We start from the raw sequence: 18,694 nt of genomic DNA, 5'->3' as shown, positions 1-18,694 counted from the left end.
TAGGCCAAAGTTGTATAATTTCACCGCTATTTTTCTTTTTTTATGAATCTAGTGAAACAACATGCTAATCTACGGTAAATATTATGACAAACAAAAATGACAATTCTAATTCAAAGTATAGAAATTTTTATGTTCTGGGTGATAGTTTATCCGATAATGGCGCAATCATTGGAATTTTAAATAACTTATCCTTTGCAAAAAGCATAAAGTTTGATGACCCTTTTTATCAAGGAGGATCTTTTAGCAATGGCCCTACTGCTGTTGAATATATAGCAAAATATTTAGATTTAGACGAATTTAAACCTGGGTGGAGTTATTCATTTTTTGGTAGATGTCACGAACAGCAAGGTCAAAACTATGCAGTTTCATGTGCAACAGCGTCTGAAATTTTTGACTCTATTTTTTCTTATTTCTTCAATAAATTTCGTTTAGCTAACCAGCTAGATGCGGTAATTAAACATCATCCAGATATAGGTAAAGAAGATTTATTTTGCATCATAATCGGCGGAAATGATGTTATGGTTGCCACTGCTTATGACAATACTAAAGCGGAAGAAGTGTTGGAACAAGCAGTGAGTGAAATATGTAATGCACTTAAGGTTCTAAATGAACATGGTGTTAAGCATGTAGTTGTTGCAAACGCACCTGAAGTTGGCTTAATACCAGCTTTTAATAGAGATGAAGAAGCAAGGGAACTAGCTACAAAGCTCACGGAGAGTTTCAATGCAAAACTGGCTAAAGGCTTAGATTATATGAAGAAAAGTACAAATCTTGAAATAAAAGCATTTGATCTTAACTCTAAAATGAGAAGTATGTTTAGCGAATACAAGAGCAAAGGTTTAAATTGTCAAGATGCATGCACATCGAACATTGCAGACCAAGTTGGGAGATTTAAAGAAAATATAAAAATACTCTTAAAGTTGATATTTAAAGGGGAACTTGACGTTCACTATAACCCTGGGTGTAGCAAAGAGACACTAAAGGATTATTTCTTTTTTGATTATTTCCATCCAACTGCGGAACTTCATCATGAAGTTGGTAATGAAGTGTATGAGTTGATTTGACACAGTTTTTTTGAACATATCCTTTTAAATAGTAACCAGACTGCATTCTGTGATTTTTAGCAAAACACGATCTTTCATTTGAGCTTTCTTCAATTTAAAATAAATACAGAAAATTGCTGCCTATAGCTAAACTGACTTAGATTTACCGACAATTTGAAAAACCGTCATCCCGCTACTATATAGTTATTGATATATATTTTCTTTTAAGCTCTTGGTTTTGATCGATAAATGTAATCATTTCATCTTCTAAAGTTTTAATTTGATTACGTAAAATTGCAAGAAGTTCCTCTATTTGTTTGATTATAGATGTATCAGTTATAGCTCTTTTCATAATGGTCCAAACGGGTTAAAATAAGAGTTTATAGTAGTGAAGGTAAGTATGCCAGCAGCATATAGTTATGATTTAAGAAAAAAAGCAATGGAAGTGCTAGACGAAGGGGAAAGCAGAGAAACGGTAGCAGCAAGATTTAAAATTGGAAGAACTACATTATGGGAGTGGCAGCAAAGAAAAAAAGAAACAGGAGATTTTCAGTCGAAAAAACTTGGAAATGGAGGTTATAATCACAAAATTACCGACTGGAATAAATTTACTGAATTTGCCAAAAAACATGGTGGAAAAACTCTATCGGAAATGGCTAAGCTTTGGAGTAATGTTAGTATCCCAACGATTCATCGAGCTCTTAAAAAAATTGGACTCACACGCAAAAAAAGACATATGGATACAAAGAAAGGAATGAAGAAAAACGTGCTGAATTTTTGAAAATTATAGCAACAAAAGAACCTCAAAACTTAGTATATATAGATGAATCTGGTATTGATAATACCGAAGACTATCCCTATGGATATTCTCAGAAAGGACAGCGGTTTTATGCTCTAAAATCTGGTAAAAAAATTCAACGAATCAGTATGATTGCAGCCTTAAACGGCAGAAAAATAGTTGTTCCGTTAACATTTGAAGGCCACTGTAATATGGATATCTTTAATAAATGGTTTGAGCAGTTCCTAACACCGATTTTGGAACCTGGACAAACTGTTATCCTTGATAATGCTACTTTTCATAAGTCTAATAAGATTACTGAACTTGCTAAAGGAGTTGGTGCAGAAATTTTATATCTACCGCCTTATTCTCCCGATTTTAACAAAATTGAGCATCATTGGTTTGCTATAAAAAACAGAGCTAGGCTCTGTGGACAAAATTTTAGAGAAGCCATACAAGAGCTCCAACAAAATTGAGAAAACCCATAAAAACCTCAGCAGTTTTATCAAATCTGGAAAAAATGCGCCTAAAATTTTTAATTTTACCAAAAAAACACTCAATCAAATGACGTTCTTTGTAGATATGCTCATCGTAATACCTTTGCACTTTTCGATTCCGTTTTGGCGGAATAACTACTGTACATCCCTTGTCTTCAAGACTTGTAACAAAGGCATTGCTATCGTAGCCCTTGTCAGCTACTACAGTAGAGTTATAGATACTTTCGGTCAACACTTGTGCCTGCGTAATTTCATTTCTTTGACCAGGAGTCAGAGTAAATTTAAGTGGATTTCCAAGTGCATCGACAAGCGCATGTATTTTAGTTGTAAAGCCACCTTTGCTCCTCCCTAAAGCTTCTTGATCCTTGGAGTTTTTTGTATATCCAGATGAACATGGATGGGCTCGGATGATCGTACCGTCGATTATAGCAACTTCTAAATCAGGCTCTTGTTTAGTATATTCAAGCAATTTTTTCCAGACATCTCTTTCACACCATCTTTTAAATCGCTTATGTATATTCCTGTAATTACCATAAGTTTTTGGTAAAAGTCTCCATTGGCAACCACTTCGCACTATGTACCACACTGCCTCTATGAATATTCTTAAACGTTTTTCATCTTTGCTGTGCATTCCTTTTACGCTTTTTATGAACTCTAAAATTTGTTTCCAATTTTCCTCTTTGATGTAATATTGCATATGGTAGTTTCTCCATTTTTTACCTATTAGGCTAAACTACCATCTTTTTCTCTCTTTTCATATTTTTTGTCCACAGAGCCTAGGTAAGATTGTGGAGTATTCGTTGTAGCATTTGGCTGTTCAATTACGCTAGTTGATTTTTTAGGTATACTATTTCCTTCAAAATTTCCATCTTTTTATTATGTTCTCTTTAGCATTTTGAGAGTGAATTATTCTAGTTTTGATATTTAAACGTTTTGTATCTGCTGTAATGATTTCACTTCCAATTTGCTATTCTTTACATATTGAATTGCAAGCACTAACGCTTTACTCCCAGAAGCTGTGGTACTGTAAGCTATATTTTGCAAAATAGCAGTTCTCCTGATATCTTTGCTATCTGAGACTGATTTCACACCTTTTGAAGTATTGATCACTAGATTTATTTTTCCATCTTTGAGCATATCAACTATGTGAGGTCTGCCTTCTCTCACTTTATTTACAGTTTGTGCAGCAATGCCATTATTGTTCAGATACAAAGCTGTGCCTTTGGTGGCATATATTTCAAAACTCAGTTCTTTCAACATTCGTACAACAGGCAATATATACTCTTTATCATCATCTTTTACTGAAACCAGAGCTGCTCCTTCTGTTGGTAACTTGTATCCTGCAGCCATATGCACTTTTGCAAGTGCAGCTTCGAAAGATGAGTCAATTCCCATCACTTCTCCTGTTGATTTCATTTCAGGACCAAGTAAAGTATCCACTCCTGCAAAGCGGGTAAATGGAAAAACAGCAGCTTTAACTGCAAAATGATTGAAAGGCTTGTTTTCCTGATTCCATTTTTTACCCAAAATAACTTGAGTGGCAAGTTTTGCAATAAGGATGTTAATTACTTTGGAAATAAAAGGAACTGTGCGACTAGCCCTTAGATTCACTTCAAGTATGTATACATCACTAGACCTCTTGCATAACTCGATTTCTGAAGGCAATTTTGTCGTCAAAGCTTGTCTGCGCTCCTCAAATACATTCGAGTATTCTGTGGTGCTCATCTGCACTTTTTCTAAAAATTTCTCATCACAAACAGGTTCTGCAAGAGGTCTATTCTCTTGAACAGCAAACTGAATGTTTATCAGACCTTTCACTTCTAGTGCAAGAGCTATTCTTTCAGTTTGTAGCTTAATCTCTTTTATTACTTCGTCACTCAATGTATTTGTCGGTATTGAGCATGTTGAATCACCAGAGTGGATACCAGCTTCTTCAATATGCTCCATGACCGCTGCAATGAAAACTTTTTCCCCATCACATACAGCATCAACGTCAACCTCAACTGCATTGACTAAAAATTTATCAAGAAGCAGCGATCCGTGTTCAAAAATTTTGGTTTGATTCAAGAGATACTCTTTGAAGCTCTGAGTATCGTGTCTAATCGACATAGACTGACCGCCAAGGACATATGATGGCCTGACTACTAGTGGAAACCCCACCTTTTCTGCGTTGGTTAACGCTTCTTCTACTGAATGGCAGATAGAATTTTCAGGTTGTTTTAAATTAAGTTGCAAAGCAAGGTTTTTAAACCTCATGCGATCTTCTGCAAGGTCAATAGAATCAAACGAAGTTCCCAGAATTTTGAAACCTCTCTCGTTAAGCACTTTGGCTAACTTTAAAGGTGTTTGACCGCCTATTTGAACTATTACACCAACCAGTGTGCCATTTTCTTGTTCTTTACTTAGTATTTCAAGCACATCCTCTGCAATGAGTGGTGCAAAATATAAACGATCAGCGGTATCGTAGTCAGTTGAGACAGTTTCGGGATTACAGTTGATCATTATTGTTTCATACCCCATTTCTTTGGCGGCAGAAGCTGCATGTACGCATGCATAATCAAACTCAATACCTTGACCAATGCGATTTGGACCACTTCCTAAAATGACAACCTTTTCTCGGTCAGAAATATTCGCCTCACATTCCGTTTTATTTTCAACATCACCCTCATAGCAGCCATACATATAAGCAGTGCTCGATTCAAATTCAGCTGCACAGGTGTCTACGCGTTTATAAACTTGTTTAATGCCAAATTTTTTTCTTATTTCTTCGATTTGTTTTACTCGATCTCCAGCGTGTAACGCTGGCTGGATCCCAGTGTCACGCACTGGGATGACATTAGAGGGTACTGGGATGACAGAGGTAGGTCTATTACTTAACTTTGCCAACCTTGCATCCGAGAATCCCATCTTTTTTAGTTCTAATATTTCATATGCAGTTTCAGGAAGGCCATTTTCCTTGATTTTTTGTTCAGCTAATATAATTTGCTGTATATTTTGCAGAAACCATAAGTCATATCCTGTAATCGAATTTATTTCTTCTATGCTAATTCCGTGGCGCATTGCGTCAGCAGCAATCAGTAATCTGTTTGGCAGCAATTTTGCTAATTGAGATTTTACGTGATCAATATCAATGTTCTCAGGAAATACTTCATCAAGTCCTGTAAGATCAGTTTCAAGTGAACGGAAAGCTTTCTGTAGTGACTCATTAAAAGTGCGGCCTATAGACATTACTTCTCCCACTGATTTCATGGAAGTTGATAATTCACAATTCGTCCCCTTAAATTTTTCAAACTCAAATCGAGGAATTTTAGTGACGATATAATCAATCACTGGTTCGAATGCTGCTGGTATTATTGGAGCACAGTCGTTACGTATTTCGTCGAGCGAATAGCCAATAGCAAGTTTAGTTACAACTTTTGCAATAGGATAGCCTGTTGCTTTCGAAGCAAGTGCAGAAGAGCGAGAAACCCTTGGATTCATCTCAATCACAACGAGGCTTCCATCTTCTTTAGGATTCACTGCAAATTGAACATTTGCACCACCGGCACTAACATCAATTTCTCTCAGCACTGCTATAGATGCATTTCTCATCTGTTGGTATTCTACGTCACGCAGAGTCAAAGCAGGAGCAACAGTTATGCTATCCCCAGTGTGCACTCCCATCGGATCAACATTTTCTATCGAACAGACTATTATGCAGTTATCTTTACAATCGCGGATAACTTCCATTTCATATTCTTTCCAGCCGATAATTGATTCATCTATCTGAACTTCATTTATTGGCGAAATTTTGAGAGCACTTTCTGCGATATTGAAAAACTCCTCTTTATTATATGCTATGCCACTACCTGCGCCACCAAGAGTGAATGATGAACGGATGATTGCTGGTAATCCAACGTAGTCCAAAGCCTTTTTTATTTGTTCTTGATTTTTTATAATGATACTTTTGGGGTATTTCAGTCCTATTCTATCCATGGACTGACGGAATAACTCTCTATCCTCTGCTTTTTTTATTGCTTCTCTATTTACCCCTATTAATTCTACATTGTATTTGTCTAACACTCCATCATCTGCAAGTTTTATTGCGCAATTGAGTGCTGTTTGCCCGCCCATTGTTGGCAATATTGCGTCTGGCCTCTCCTTAATTATAATTTTCTCTATGATTTCAGGCAGTACCGGCTCAATATAAGTTGCATCAGAGAATTCAGGATCTGTCATTATAGTTGCGGGGTTGGAGTTAACCAAAATGACTTTATAACCTTCACTTTTTAATACTTTACAGCTTTGCGTTCCAGAATAATCAAACTCGCATGCCTGACCTATAACTATTGGGCCTGCTCCTATTACTAATATAGATTCTATATCTGTGCGTTTCGGCATAATTACAATAACGGTCTCTATTCAAGTAATGTTACCAATCTTTCCTGTATATGTGAATTTTTATTAAACCTATTAGCTAATTACTTTTAGGCTTGACGCAGTTATCTAAGTGGAGAAAGTCACCTCTCCCCACTCGACTTCAAAACCGGACTTGTGACTTTCACCACATCCGGCTTCTCTCTAACTTGGTGTTTGTCATACATACTTCTCCATGTAATTAACATTTCAAAGCTTGGTAAATTTGTTTTTATAGCTTAAATACAGCATTCTCTATATTACTAGAGAAGTCGTATTCATTCATACCTAACACTTAATGTTGGCTCATAACATATTAACCACTACTCACAACTTTACCTTCCAAATTACAGTGTCCACGTCAGCATATCCTAAACATTATTTTAGGCCTTGGCTTCTTAGACAATCCCTCATTATAGGTGCATACGGGTGGCTCCCTGCTTAAAGAATAAGAGCATCTATAATGTTACTCCGTTCCATGAAATTGTTTCATGTTAGACTTAGGTTCCAACTTTTTGCCGGGAGATGGGAAACATCTTAATCAGACCAGTCAAGTTCTAATTATCCACTTTCTCCGTACCTTTTGGTCTATGCGTTAACCAACCTTATTTCGCATATCGTTCGTTACGACAATTCAGGCATTGGTTCCTCTCGTAACCATATCTAACTCTGTTTGCAGGGATTTACTATAAGGTTTAGTGTTACCTGCTTTTATCTCATGCTTGCATCCTAGAGGTTGCCACTCTCTAAAATGTGAGACATACATTATCCCCGATGTCTAGGCTCTGTGGACAAAATTTTAGAGAAGCCATACAAGAGCTCCAACAAAATTGAGAAAACCCATAAAAACCTCAGCAGTTTTATCAAATCTGGAAAAAATGCGCCTAAAATTTTTAATTTTACCAAAAAAACACTCAATCAAATGACGTTCTTTGTAGATATGCTCATCGTAATACCTTTGCACTTTTCGATTCCGTTTTGGCGGAATAACTACTGTACATCCCTTGTCTTCAAGACTTGTAACAAAGGCATTGCTATCGTAGCCCTTGTCAGCTACTACAGTAGAGTTATAGATACTTTCGGTCAACACTTGTGCCTGCGTAATTTCATTTCTTTGACCAGGAGTCAGAGTAAATTTAAGTGGATTTCCAAGTGCATCGACAAGCGCATGTATTTTAGTTGTAAAGCCACCTTTGCTCCTCCCTAAAGCTTCTTGATCCTTGGAGTTTTTTGTATATCCAGATGAACATGGATGGGCTCGGATGATCGTACCGTCGATTATAGCAACTTCTAAATCAGGCTCTTGTTTAGTATATTCAAGCAATTTTTTCCAGACATCTCTTTCACACCATCTTTTAAATCGCTTATGTATACTCCTGTAATTACCATAAGTTTTTGGTAAAAGTCTCCATTGGCAACCACTTCGCACTATGTACCACACTGCCTCTATGAATATTCTTAAACGTTTTTCATTTTTGCTGTGCATTCCTTTTACGCTTTTTATGAACTCTAAAATTTGTTTCCAATTTTCCTCTTTGATGTAATATTGCATATGGTAGTTTCTCCATTTTTTACCTATTAGGCTAAACTACCATCTTTTTCTCTCTTTTCATATTTTTTGTCCACAGAGCCTAGGTTATGCAAGAAGTCTACTGAATAACAGTAAGATTTTTCAATCCTGTTCCACAGCAAATTTTAGTGCCATGTGAGTAGTTATGGTGCTGTTAACAATCAAAATAACAAAAACTAAGATGGTGATTAGTAGTGTATAAATATTCAAGGATAAATTTTCAAATTGAGTTAGCATTTTAAAATACACAAAGGTTGGCATTATCATTGGCAAAACAAGAATTTGCGATACTCCTGATGTTAAGTTGTTTTGACCAATCATCAATGCATTTCCAGTAGCTGAAATATTAATGATTATCAGCGTATTAAATAATAAAGACACTCCAACTGCTATTGAGTGTTCAATACTATTGCCTAGAATTGCAAAGCTGAATATGGAAGAAATTACTGAAATCGGTAACCCAAATAATAACCAGTGAGCGAAAATTTTATAAGCAACTATAAGCCTAGAAGAGAGTGGCTGTACAAAGATTTGCTCTAATATTCCATCATGATAATCAGATGTAAACAAATTATTTGTAGAAATCTGCAAAACAAATGTAGCACATATCCATGTTAATGTTAACATAACTTCTTGTTTATTGTTGTTTTCAAATGTAAATGAAGATAAATTTAACATTATGATAAAAATACATACTATATAGGTAAAGTTCTTGTCATCTATTACTAATTTTTTTGCTGAATCGATCATACTAGGCTTTTAAATGTTTATTATAAATTATAGTGTTTACTTTGAGGTAGTATAATTTTTTGTTCATAAATTATATAGGTTTTATTATTTTTTTGATAATGCAATTATGGAAAAGTTACCAAAAATAAAGTCACCAGAAGATTACACTCCTTCAGAAGATGAAGAATATATGAGCGAAAAACAACTGGAATACTTCAGCTTAAAGTTACAGTCAATACTCGCTGAGCTGGAGAAACAAGAACTAGAAGAGAATAGTATTGATACATACTATTCTGATGGAGATAGTGGAAACGAGGAATTAATCAAGCGTCGAAAAGATAGAAAAGAAAAAATTAAGGAGGCGTTAGAAAAAATAAAATTAGGCACTTATGGTTACTGCGATGGAACAGGAGAAGAAATAGGAGTCGAAAGACTTAAAGCTAATCCGCTTGCTATATATTGTATTGAAGAGCAAGAGAGAGTAGAAAAAGAAAAGAACGTGTACAACATTAACGATTAATTTACACATAAGTGGTGAGCCCATTGGACTTCAAGAGGAGCAAGAGGCGCTGAAGTATGTTATGCTATAAAGAAAGTGGAAAATTGGACATTCTCAACTTGACTCCTGCAGATTAAAAATTAAGTTGTATCCGTTCAGGCAATGGCGTCAACTTAAGGAAAAATATCAGCGATAGTGTATAAAATTTCTCTCTAAATTTTTTATCATTAAATTATCCAAAGAGTGCAAGGGACAGCACTTTTGTTTCTATTTTATTGCAACAAAAAAGTTTAAAATGTGTCTTTTTTAGGTGAAATATGCAAAAAGGAAAAAACCTTATTCTACAAATTAAAAATATAATATACTCGAAAACTTTTCAGAAAATCCATTGTGTTGAGTTTTACACGAACAAGAAAACTTCCTTTTTCGACAGTATTTTCTATGATTTTAAAGTTAGTTAAAAAAAGTTTGGGAATAGAATATGAACTTATGGAGCCATTGACATGTACCCTCAAAGCAAGCTTTTTCTAAAGCAAGGTATAAGATTTGCCATACAGGCTTTCAAGAATTTAAGCATCCAAACAGCCTATCAGGATGAACCTGAGTTGGAGAGGCTATAGACTTATTGCAGCAGATCAACTATGTTTTTTTAAATTTTTTGAATTTAGTCTTATTACAACTCTTGTTTATAACTTTGTATTTTTATTCAATTAAAAAATGTATTTTTGGCAACAAAAACCCTAGTTTACTACAGAAAGAAATTTATATCAAACAACTACCACTGCTTAGACCGTATGGTTGATGAATATGTGCTTTAAATTTGTGTGGGCGCACATATTCATCAACCTATTTTCTATACAGATTTTAAAAATTTACGTTGACTGCTTCTTTAAGTCTTGCATTAGCAATCACTATAATTTTACGCATTAGAGCTGTTATAGCTACCATCTTTTTTTTACCTCTACCAATGAGATCAGAATAAAAAGCACCAAGTACAGATTTAGACTTTGCAGCAGCCATAGCAGCAGTAAAAAGCTTTGCACGAACATTGCTTCTACCACCTGTTATCCTTCGGTAACCAATAGTTTTACCGCTTTCTTTTGGATGCGGGGCAACTCCAGCAAGACTTGCAACTTCTTTTTTGTTTAAGTAGCCAAGTTCTGGCATCAGGCATACAAAATCTTGAGATAACTTGATACCTATTCCCGGTACTGTTCTAAGTATTTTTTGGCGCTTTTGTAACTCTAGGTGTATGGTCCCAGAGTGTGATGGTGTGGATTTAGTATAAATAATTCTGGAGACTGTGTCCACTGATAACATATAAATTCATAAGGAGTAAGACCCTTAAGAGTTTTGAGTCTCTTTGCATAATTATAAGCCATAACAAAGTTATAAAGGTGTTCTTTAAGTTGCTGGTGCGATTGATAGTAATACTTCTTAACTGTAGCATCCTTTAAAGTTTTATTCATACGCTCGACTTGCCCATTCGTCCAAGGATGGCTAACTTTTGTCAAACGATGTTCAATAACATTCTCTTCGCAAACTCTATCAAATATATGTTGGAAAGCATACTTATGACGCTTCTGGTTTGTAAATTGTATACCGTTATCTGTCAAAATAGTATGGATTTTATACGGTAAAATTCTAATCAAATTACGTAAGAACTCAGCAGCTATGGGTTTTGTAGCACTGTTACGCAACTCAACATAGGTAAATTTGGATGTCCTATCAATAGCAACAAACAAATGTAATTTGCCCTCCTCAGTTCTAACTTCAGCAATATCAATATGAAAGTAACCGATAGGATATTGTTTGAATTTCTTTTTTGACTTAACTTCTCCATCAACAGTTGGTAATCTGCTAATGTTGTGTCTTTGTAAACAACGATGCAAGCTAGAGCGAGTCAAATGCGGAATTGTAGACTGCAGAGCGTAAAGGCAATCATCTAGTGGCAGTAGTGTATACTTGCGAAATGTAACTATTATAGCTTCCTCTTCTAGCGTTAAAACAGTCGATCTTGGACGCTTTGGACCCATATCAGCATCTTTCGTAAATGAACGTTTTCTCCACTTAATAATAGTTTTTGGATTAAGGTTATAATGCTTGGAGAGTTTTGCTATGCTCTCTTTTCTATTTTGTATTGCTCTACGAATCGTCTGTGTTGTTTTGGCGCACCCATGTAATATTTGTCCCATAACTCCTCCTTTGATGGTATTTTTTTCTCATATTTTATCATACCATCACACTCTGGGACTGTACACCTAGGGAAGATGGAATTTAACCATCACAAAATCACGACTTTCGGGTCGCACCAACTGTACGAACATTGCAATTTGCGTGGCAGATTCCAGTGCTTGACACACAGCTGTACAAACATTCATTTTTGAAGGTAAATTGCACAGCAAATGATGTCATTCAAGTAGCTGACACTGGTTCCTTTATGACGGCAGTGCCCAGAGGTGTCATCCCAGTGCCCAGACACTGGGATCCAGAAAACTTAACTTTAAATAAGTGGCTGCATAATAAAGACTAGGCTCTGTGGACAAAATTTTAGAGAAGCCATACAAGAGCTCCAACAAAATTGAGAAAACCCATAAAAACCTCAGCAGTTTTATCAAATCTGGAAAAAATGCGCCTAAAATTTTTAATTTTACCAAAAAAACACTCAATCAAATGACGTTCTTTGTAGATATGCTCATCGTAATACCTTTGCACTTTTCGATTCCGTTTTGGCGGAATAACTACTGTACATCCCTTGTCTTCAAGACTTGTAACAAAGGCATTGCTATCGTAGCCCTTGTCAGCTACTACAGTAGAGTTATAGATACTTTCGGTCAACACTTGTGCCTGCGTAATTTCATTTCTTTGACCAGGAGTCAGAGTAAATTTAAGTGGATTTCCAAGTGCATCGACAAGCGCATGTATTTTAGTTGTAAAGCCACCTTTGCTCCTCCCTAAAGCTTCTTGATCCTTGGAGTTTTTTGTATATCCAGATGAACATGGATGGCCTCGGATGATCGTACCGTCGATTATAGCAACTTCTAAATCAGGCTCTTGTTTAGTATATTCAAGCAATTTTTTCCAGACATCTCTTTCACACCATCTTTTAAATCGCTTATGTATACTCCTGTAATTACCATAAGTTTTTGGTAAAAGTCTCCATTGGCAACCACTTCGCACTATGTACCACACTGCCTCTATGAATATTCTTAAACGTTTTTCATCTTTGCTGTGCATTCCTTTTACGCTTTTTATGAACTCTAAAATTTGTTTCCAATTTTCCTCTTTGATGTAATATTGCATATGGTAGTTTCTCCATTTTTTACCTATTAGGCTAAACTACCATCTTTTTCTCTCTTTTCATATTTTTTGTCCACAGAGCCTAGATTCCAGACTGGAATGACACCGAAGGGGCTACTTGGATGACACCCTTTTGGATGGAAACCAGTGTCAGCTACTTGCATGACACTCTTCCTAGTGTAATTTATTCGGGAGATTTGCTAAGCGGTAAGATTTTTCCTGATACGCTGCAGTTTTCAGAAGCTAATTCCACGAATTTGTCTGTTAGTTCATCAGGTGACACAAATTCAGATCCAGGAAACGCCTGCTCACTACCCACAGGTCCTTCCGTGTATACAGCATTTACACATAATTTTGTATGCTTTGTTTCAGATGCATATATTTGCACCATTATTTCTAGTGCAGTTTTACTTGCAGCATACGGCATCCAATATGGGTAAGAGGAAGGAGAAAGTGTCACCTCTGAGGTCATGAATATCGCTCTTCCAGCATTAGACTTTTTTAGCATTAGATCTAAGTTTTTTAGTAAGTACCAATTGGCAGTAAAATTTGTACTCATTACGTTCTGTAGCTCTTCAATCTCACAGTCGTGAATAGGGTTCAGTTTGCCTAAAATTCCAGCACACGCAACTAATATATCAAGTGCTCCAGATTCTGATAATTTCAGGCTTTCTATCATGTTTGTCAGTATCTTTACATTCTCAAAGTCTAAAAGATCAAGCTGAATTAGTTTTACAGAGCCTTCTTTAAATTCTTCAAGCTCTTCAATTTCATTATATAGTGGCTTGAGATTATCAAGAGATCTTGAAATCAGAATCACACATGCACCTTCTCTTATAAACCTTTTTGCAACAGCAGAGCCTATTCCACCTGAAGCTCCGGTGATTAAAGCTACTTTACCTTCTAACTTACCCATTTCTTTCTCCTTAGTGAGATCCATTGAAATATTTTAGCTGAAAATTGAATTTTGCTCCATATATAAAAATCAAACTTAGCATATAAAAAAATAGTAATGACACTACCACACCACCTAAACTTCCATATATCAAATTCAGTTGATCAAAGGAAGCTTTTAAGTATTGCTTGAAAGCTGAAGCGGAAATCGTCCAAAGAATAACAGCCACACAAGCTCCAGGAAATACGTCTGATAAGTTTTGTTTTATGTTTGGCAACATAAAATATAGCCAAGAGACTACTGTGAAAAGTACAAATTCAATGAGGAGATATTTAGTATAACTAATCCCCTGATAGGAAAAATCAATTAGCATCGGCACTAATGTAGAGAACACTATAGTTAGAGTTATAATAAGTGTGATCACTAAAAATTGTAATATACTTAGTACTCTTCTTAATATATAAGGCGGCGAAACCGGAACTTTATAGGCCTTATTGAGTATTGTTCTAAGCCCTTCAATTGTCGATGAAGCGGTCCAAACAGCACCTACAATTGCCAAAGTTAGTAAGCTTTGTGGCGGGCCTGATATTATCTCTCTGATACGCGGCATCAAAGATGCCAAAATATCCTGTGGCATGTTATCAATGATAAATACCCAGCCAATGTTATACTGGTCTAAGAAACTTGCGAATGTTGACGCCACAGCTATTAAAACGATGAGAAAAGGGAATATTGATAACAGAATTAAAAATGATAAATACCCCGCGTGCTCCACTCCATCATTATAAATTGTGTCAATCAAAGCACGATAAAGGCAATAAACGATGCTGTAAAATTTCTGTAGCATGTAATATAAATGAACCAAGAAAAGTATTCTAAATGAAATAAAGGATACTTTTAAGCAAAAAAATCCTCACCGTTTACTTAAATTTAATCAAAGTGAAGGATAATCCAGCGTTAAATAGAAATTATGGAGGCATAATGAAAAATTTTCTTCTACTTGTAGCTTTAATTCTCTCCTTTGCATTTGATGCAAATGCTGCTACTGGTTCTAGTTCTAGTCCTACTACTAGTTCTACTTTTGTTGATACAAATGATACAACATCATCAGTGATATGCAAGATAATAGGCTATACTCACGGCATAGGTGGACCAATGATCACAATAGTGATAATTGGTGCAGCATTGCTCGCGATATTCGGCAGAATGCCGTGGCCAGCTCTTTTTGCACTCGGTGCATTTACTGCTGTGTTTTTTGGCGCTCCTGTAGTCGTTTCAAAAATCACACCAGGAGGTGTGATTTGTAGAGACGGTGCAGTAGAGGCTCATCCATAGAAATTATTGGAGGCACAAAACGTAGTTTTCTTTACTTGAAAGTGGTAAAACTTACCACTTTCAGTGTCTATGACTACCTAATAAATTCTCTTAACTTATCAAGCGAAGGCAACATTCACGAACGTTGTGTTTTGAAAGTATAACTAACCTAAATTAGGTTTACTGAAACAAATTTATGGTTATATTGAACAATTTAAGTTAGCGCGTGACGCTGAAATCCAGGAATTTTTATAAACTGATAGGATGACAAGTTTACTAAAACCCTTACCTTTTACTCAAATTGCAGAATAATCTAACTTAGGACAGAAATGATTGGAGGGTGTAATGAAAAATTTTCTTCTACTTGTAGCTTTAATTCTCTCCTTTGCATTTGATGCAAATGCTGCTACTGGTTCTAGTCCTACTACTAGTTCTACTTTTGTTGATACAAATGATACAACATCATCAGTGATATGCAAGCATCGAACAGACGAAATCTGTCAAATCAGAAAGAAACACACAAATTTAAGTTTTTAGTAGTTTTCAAGTATAGTTGTACAGGGAGCGCCTTTGCAGTTATGACCGACATTTTCAATGGTGCCTAAGTGCCCGTATGCAAGGATGGTTTTGGAAGGAACGGTCAAATCATTGATGGAGTCATTTAGACTACCTCGGTTAGGAGATTGTACTATCAACCGTTCCAAGCTGAAGCGTTTCCCTATTACAAATTATATGTAGGAGTTACCATGAAAAAAGCAAAAAGTAAATTAGAAATAGTGAATCCTAATGCAGCAGGAATAGACATTGGTTCAGCTGTACACTATGTGTGTGTACCTGAAGGAAGAGATGAACAACGCGTTCAGAAATTTGGCTGCTTTACTGAAGACCTTCATAACTTAGCACAGTGGTTGAAAAAGTGTAAAGTTACAACAGTAGCTATGGAATCAACAGGAGTATATTGGATTCCTTTATTTCAAATACTTGAGTCATACAAATTCGAGGTAAGATTGGTAAATGCACGGCATGTAAAGAATGTACCTGGTAGGAAGTCTGACGTTCAAGATTGCCAATGGCTCCAACAACTGCATAGCTACGGACTGCTTCATAGATCGTTTAGGCCAGATAATCAGATGTGTGTATTGCGCAGTTACGTGCGGCAACGCAAAAATCTCACTGAAAGTGCATCTACACATATTCTGCGTATGCAGAAGGCATTAATTCAAATGAATATACAATTACACAAGGTTATTAGTCATATTACTGGGATAACTGGTATGAAAATCATTGAAGCTATAATTGAAGGCGAAAGAGATTCTGAAAAATTGGCAGAATTCAGGGACGTGCGAATGAAAAATGATCAGTCTACTATTGCAAAAGCGTTAGCTGGTGACTATAGAGAGGAACACTTATTCACGCTAAAGCAAGAATTTGAACTATATAATATTTATCAAGAAAAAATAGCAGAATGTGATAGAAATATTGAAGCCTATTACAAAACGTTTGAAACAAAGTCTTGTGAAAGCAAACAGCTAAGTAAGCAAAAGAATAAAAATAGCAAAAGTAAGCCAAGCTTTGCTTTGTATGAGGAACTGCACCGAATAACTGGTATGGATTTCACTAAAATTCCTGGATTGATGTATTAAGTATACAAACCATAATTTCAGAAGTTGGTATAAACCATAGTAAATGGCCAACAGAAAAGCACTTTTCATCGTGGTTGGGACTCAGTCCTGCTAATAAAGTTACAGGGGAAAAAGTGTTTAACACAAGAACACGTAAAGTCATTAACCGTGCTGCAAATGCTTTGCGAATAGCTGCTCATTCTGTAGGAAATAGTAAAAGTGCGTTGGGTGCATACTACAGAAGATTGAAAAAACGACTAGGAGCACCAAAAGCAATAACAGCTACTGCAAGAAAAATGGCATGCATATTTTATAGTATGCTCAAATACGGACAGGAATATGTAGAAAAAGGAATGGAATACTATGAAACACGCTATAAAGATAGAACTGTAAAAAATTTGATCAAAAAAGCGAGCGAATTTGGCTACATATTAGTTCAACAAGAAGAGTTAGTTGAGTGAGTTTCTTAGGAGAGAATATTAAGCGATTATTAGAAGATTGTTTTGCCCATTTAGGAGAAGTAGCTTTGTATGAGTCGAAAAATAAGGCGTACATGGTACAAGTATTAAAGCAACAGCCAGATAAATTATACGAGATTGGTGAAGGACAATTTGTGGAAGAAACTTTAGCGTTAGAAGTAAGTGCGTTTGATGTGTTAAAGCCAATAGTAGGAGATGTTTTTGTTATAGGTGATCGAAGATATAAAGTACACTCACCGCCACTTAGAGACAAGTCTGGAATAACGTGGAAAATAAAAGCGTCTGGGGTATAAAATGTCTGTTCATATAGAAGTTGAGGTAATAGAAAGTGTAAATGCTAAAAGAAGAAAAGTAGAATTAGCAACGGTAAAGGCATTAAACAAAACGGCACTATGGTTAAAAGCGCAAGCAGCTAAGGAAATCAGTGAGGAAAAGAAGATAAAATTGACGTTAATGAGAAGAAGGCTAAGAATTTTTAAGGCGAAAACTAGGCTCTGTGGACAAAAAATATGAAAAGAGAGAAAAAGATGGTAGTTTAGCCTAATAGGTAAAAAATGGAGAAACTACCATATGCAATATTACATCAAAGAGGAAAATTGGAAACAAATTTTAGAGTTCATAAAAAGCGTAAAAGGAATGCACAGCAAAGATGAAAAACGTTTAAGAATATTCATAGAGGCAGTGTGGTACATAGTGCGAAGTGGTTGCCAATGGAGACTTTTACCAAAAACTTATGGTAATTACAGGAGTATACATAAGCGATTTAAAAGATGGTGTGAAAGAGATGTCTGGAAAAAATTGCTTGAATATACTAAACAAGAGCCTGATTTAGAAGTTGCTATAATCGACGGTACGATCATCCGAGGCCATCCATGTTCATCTGGATATACAAAAAACTCCAAGGATCAAGAAGCTTTAGGGAGGAGCAAAGGTGGCTTTACAACTAAAATACATGCGCTTGTCGATGCACTTGGAAATCCACTTAAATTTACTCTGACTCCTGGTCAAAGAAATGAAATTACGCAGGCACAAGTGTTGACCGAAAGTATCTATAACTCTACTGTAGTAGCTGACAAGGGCTACGATAGCAATGCCTTTGTTACAAGTCTTGAAGACAAGGGATGTACAGTAGTTATTCCGCCAAAACGGAATCGAAAAGTGCAAAGGTATTACGATGAGCATATCTACAAAGAACGTCATTTGATTGAGTGTTTTTTTGGTAAAATTAAAAATTTTAGGCGCATTTTTTCCAGATTTGATAAAACTGCTGAGGTTTTTATGGGTTTTCTCAATTTTGTTGGAGCTCTTGTATGGCTTCTCTAAAATTTTGTCCACAGAGCCTAGTTGTCACTCTCTAATCCTGCAAATTGGCGTACTATACTGTCTTAAACAACTTATAAGCGCGTTTCAGCTTATATAGGTAAAAACCCAGAAATGTTGTGAAGACATAAGGTGCACATAGTGCAAAAAATTAAAAATAAGACGCCAACTACGTTGTTTTCTTGCTGTTTAATCTGCACAGATGAAGATAACTGAATACCTTCAGTATCATGATAAGGGCGCTGGCGTAGTT

The 18,694-nt window shown here is 35.9% G+C and carries 15 protein-coding genes and 5 pseudogenes; 10 read left to right on the top strand and 10 right to left on the bottom strand.

The genetic code is table 11. The features are described from left to right. The first annotated feature begins 83 nt into the window (after positions 1 to 83). Positions 84 to 1,064 (top strand): SGNH/GDSL hydrolase family protein, encoded by a 981-nt coding sequence (locus OOK85_RS07465; protein WP_264703150.1) that lies wholly within the window; start codon positions 84 to 86, stop codon positions 1,062 to 1,064. 175 nt (positions 1,065 to 1,239) lie between these two features. Here the strand turns inward: OOK85_RS07465 and OOK85_RS07460 are convergent, their stop codons facing one another. Further along, positions 1,240 to 1,395: a hypothetical protein gene (locus tag OOK85_RS07460; protein WP_264703148.1), complete on the bottom strand. Its 156-nt coding sequence runs from the start codon at positions 1,393 to 1,395 to the stop codon at positions 1,240 to 1,242. Positions 1,396 to 1,443: 48 nt separating this feature from the next. On the opposite strand from OOK85_RS07460, the gene OOK85_RS07455 reads away from it, so the two are divergent. Beyond that, positions 1,444 to 2,297, top strand: a protein-coding gene (locus OOK85_RS07455; protein WP_264702478.1) for an IS630 family transposase whose coding sequence is annotated in 2 segments (ribosomal slippage) — positions 1,444 to 1,761 and positions 1,764 to 2,297 — 852 coding nt in all. Because the reading frame shifts where the segments join, the coding sequence is not laid out codon by codon here. Here the strand turns inward: OOK85_RS07455 and OOK85_RS07450 are convergent. From OOK85_RS07450 to OOK85_RS07435, 4 genes are all read right to left on the bottom strand, one after another. Further along, positions 2,263 to 3,015 (bottom strand): IS5 family transposase, encoded by a 753-nt coding sequence (locus OOK85_RS07450; RefSeq protein ID WP_264702604.1) that lies wholly within the window; start codon positions 3,013 to 3,015, stop codon positions 2,263 to 2,265. The genes OOK85_RS07455 and OOK85_RS07450 overlap by 35 nt on opposite strands. A gap of 227 nt (positions 3,016 to 3,242) precedes the next feature. Continuing rightward, positions 3,243 to 6,698 carry a carbamoyl-phosphate synthase large subunit gene (gene carB / locus OOK85_RS07445; RefSeq protein ID WP_264703146.1) on the bottom strand — a complete coding sequence of 1,152 codons (3,456 nt, stop codon included), beginning with the start codon at positions 6,696 to 6,698 and terminating at the stop codon, positions 3,243 to 3,245. Positions 6,699 to 7,512: 814 nt separating this feature from the next. Beyond that, on the bottom strand, positions 7,513 to 8,265 hold the full coding sequence (locus OOK85_RS07440) for an IS5 family transposase (RefSeq protein WP_264702263.1): 753 nt from the start codon (positions 8,263 to 8,265) through the stop codon (positions 7,513 to 7,515). A gap of 120 nt (positions 8,266 to 8,385) precedes the next feature. Further along, entirely contained in the window at positions 8,386 to 9,033 is a 648-nt protein-coding gene (locus tag OOK85_RS07435) for a heme exporter protein CcmB (RefSeq protein ID WP_264703143.1), read from the bottom strand. 106 nt (positions 9,034 to 9,139) lie between these two features. Between OOK85_RS07435 and OOK85_RS07430 the strand changes: the two genes are divergently transcribed. Both OOK85_RS07430 and OOK85_RS07425 read left to right on the top strand, forming a co-directional pair. After that, positions 9,140 to 9,532, top strand: coding sequence for a TraR/DksA family transcriptional regulator (locus tag OOK85_RS07430; protein WP_264703141.1), 393 nt, complete (start codon positions 9,140 to 9,142; stop codon positions 9,530 to 9,532). A 296-nt stretch (positions 9,533 to 9,828) separates the two neighbouring features. After that, positions 9,829 to 10,147, top strand: a pseudogene (locus tag OOK85_RS07425) (IS4-like element ISWosp8 family transposase); the annotation flags it as partial. Positions 10,148 to 10,375: 228 nt separating this feature from the next. On the opposite strand, the pseudogene OOK85_RS07420 reads toward OOK85_RS07425, so the two are convergent. The 5 genes and pseudogenes from OOK85_RS07420 to OOK85_RS07395 form a co-directional block, all read right to left on the bottom strand. Then, positions 10,376 to 10,756, bottom strand: a pseudogene (locus OOK85_RS07420) (transposase); the annotation flags it as partial. Next, complete coding sequence (locus OOK85_RS07415; RefSeq protein ID WP_264702189.1) at positions 10,756 to 11,706, bottom strand: IS481 family transposase; 951 nt, start codon at positions 11,704 to 11,706, stop codon at positions 10,756 to 10,758. The pseudogene OOK85_RS07420 and the gene OOK85_RS07415, both read right to left, overlap by 1 nt. A gap of 355 nt (positions 11,707 to 12,061) precedes the next feature. After that, positions 12,062 to 12,814 carry an IS5 family transposase gene (locus OOK85_RS07405; protein WP_264702164.1) on the bottom strand — a complete coding sequence of 251 codons (753 nt, stop codon included), beginning with the start codon at positions 12,812 to 12,814 and terminating at the stop codon, positions 12,062 to 12,064. A 181-nt stretch (positions 12,815 to 12,995) separates the two neighbouring features. Further along, positions 12,996 to 13,751 (bottom strand): SDR family oxidoreductase, encoded by a 756-nt coding sequence (locus OOK85_RS07400; RefSeq protein WP_264703139.1) that lies wholly within the window; start codon positions 13,749 to 13,751, stop codon positions 12,996 to 12,998. After that, on the bottom strand, positions 13,738 to 14,553 hold the full coding sequence (locus tag OOK85_RS07395; RefSeq protein WP_264703137.1) for a YihY/virulence factor BrkB family protein: 816 nt from the start codon (positions 14,551 to 14,553) through the stop codon (positions 13,738 to 13,740). The genes OOK85_RS07400 and OOK85_RS07395 overlap by 14 nt, the downstream gene beginning before the upstream one ends. Before the next feature lie 134 nt (positions 14,554 to 14,687). Between OOK85_RS07395 and OOK85_RS07390 the strand changes: the two genes are divergently transcribed. The 6 genes and pseudogenes from OOK85_RS07390 (at position 14,688) to OOK85_RS07365 (ending at position 18,444) form a co-directional block, all read left to right on the top strand. Then, positions 14,688 to 15,041 carry a TrbC/VirB2 family protein gene (locus OOK85_RS07390; protein WP_264703135.1) on the top strand — a complete coding sequence of 118 codons (354 nt, stop codon included), beginning with the start codon at positions 14,688 to 14,690 and terminating at the stop codon, positions 15,039 to 15,041. 324 nt (positions 15,042 to 15,365) lie between these two features. Then, positions 15,366 to 15,500 (top strand): annotated as a pseudogene (locus OOK85_RS07385) (TrbC/VirB2 family protein); the annotation flags it as partial. 266 nt (positions 15,501 to 15,766) lie between these two features. Continuing rightward, positions 15,767 to 17,103, top strand: a pseudogene (locus OOK85_RS07380) (IS110 family RNA-guided transposase). Next, the gene (locus tag OOK85_RS07375) at positions 17,100 to 17,414 is read left to right on the top strand and encodes a head-tail joining protein (RefSeq protein WP_264703132.1); all 315 of its coding nucleotides are present in this window, start codon (positions 17,100 to 17,102) and stop codon (positions 17,412 to 17,414) included. Before OOK85_RS07380 ends, OOK85_RS07375 begins: the two are co-directional and overlap by 4 nt. A 1-nt stretch (position 17,415) precedes the next feature. Then, positions 17,416 to 17,610, top strand: a pseudogene (locus OOK85_RS07370) (phage tail protein); the annotation flags it as partial. Between the two features lie 81 nt (positions 17,611 to 17,691). Beyond that, positions 17,692 to 18,444 (top strand): IS5 family transposase, encoded by a 753-nt coding sequence (locus tag OOK85_RS07365; RefSeq protein WP_264702164.1) that lies wholly within the window; start codon positions 17,692 to 17,694, stop codon positions 18,442 to 18,444. The last annotated feature ends 250 nt before the right edge of the window (positions 18,445 to 18,694 follow it).

The sequence above is a fragment of the Wolbachia endosymbiont (group A) of Volucella inflata genome (assembly GCF_947250665.1).
GTDB lineage: Bacteria > Pseudomonadota > Alphaproteobacteria > Rickettsiales > Anaplasmataceae > Wolbachia > Wolbachia pipientis.
This window is presented reverse-complemented; position numbering and strand designations above follow the sequence as displayed.

Coding starts and splice junctions, on each gene's coding strand:
- OOK85_RS07450 (WP_264702604.1), bottom strand. CDS start 3,015: ATGCAATATTACATCAAAGAGGAAAATTGGAAACAAATTTTAGAGTTC.
- OOK85_RS07400 (WP_264703139.1), bottom strand. CDS start 13,751: ATGGATCTCACTAAGGAGAAAGAAATGGGTAAGTTAGAAGGTAAAGTA.
- OOK85_RS07460 (WP_264703148.1), bottom strand. CDS start 1,395: ATGAAAAGAGCTATAACTGATACATCTATAATCAAACAAATAGAGGAA.
- OOK85_RS07365 (WP_264702164.1), top strand. CDS start 17,692: ATGCAATATTACATCAAAGAGGAAAATTGGAAACAAATTTTAGAGTTC.
- carB (WP_264703146.1), bottom strand. CDS start 6,698: ATGCCGAAACGCACAGATATAGAATCTATATTAGTAATAGGAGCAGGC.
- OOK85_RS07415 (WP_264702189.1), bottom strand. CDS start 11,706: ATGGGACAAATATTACATGGGTGCGCCAAAACAACACAGACGATTCGT.
- OOK85_RS07395 (WP_264703137.1), bottom strand. CDS start 14,553: ATGCTACAGAAATTTTACAGCATCGTTTATTGCCTTTATCGTGCTTTG.
- OOK85_RS07390 (WP_264703135.1), top strand. CDS start 14,688: ATGAAAAATTTTCTTCTACTTGTAGCTTTAATTCTCTCCTTTGCATTT.
- OOK85_RS07440 (WP_264702263.1), bottom strand. CDS start 8,265: ATGCAATATTACATCAAAGAGGAAAATTGGAAACAAATTTTAGAGTTC.
- OOK85_RS07435 (WP_264703143.1), bottom strand. CDS start 9,033: ATGATCGATTCAGCAAAAAAATTAGTAATAGATGACAAGAACTTTACC.
- OOK85_RS07405 (WP_264702164.1), bottom strand. CDS start 12,814: ATGCAATATTACATCAAAGAGGAAAATTGGAAACAAATTTTAGAGTTC.
- OOK85_RS07430 (WP_264703141.1), top strand. CDS start 9,140: ATGGAAAAGTTACCAAAAATAAAGTCACCAGAAGATTACACTCCTTCA.
- OOK85_RS07465 (WP_264703150.1), top strand. CDS start 84: ATGACAAACAAAAATGACAATTCTAATTCAAAGTATAGAAATTTTTAT.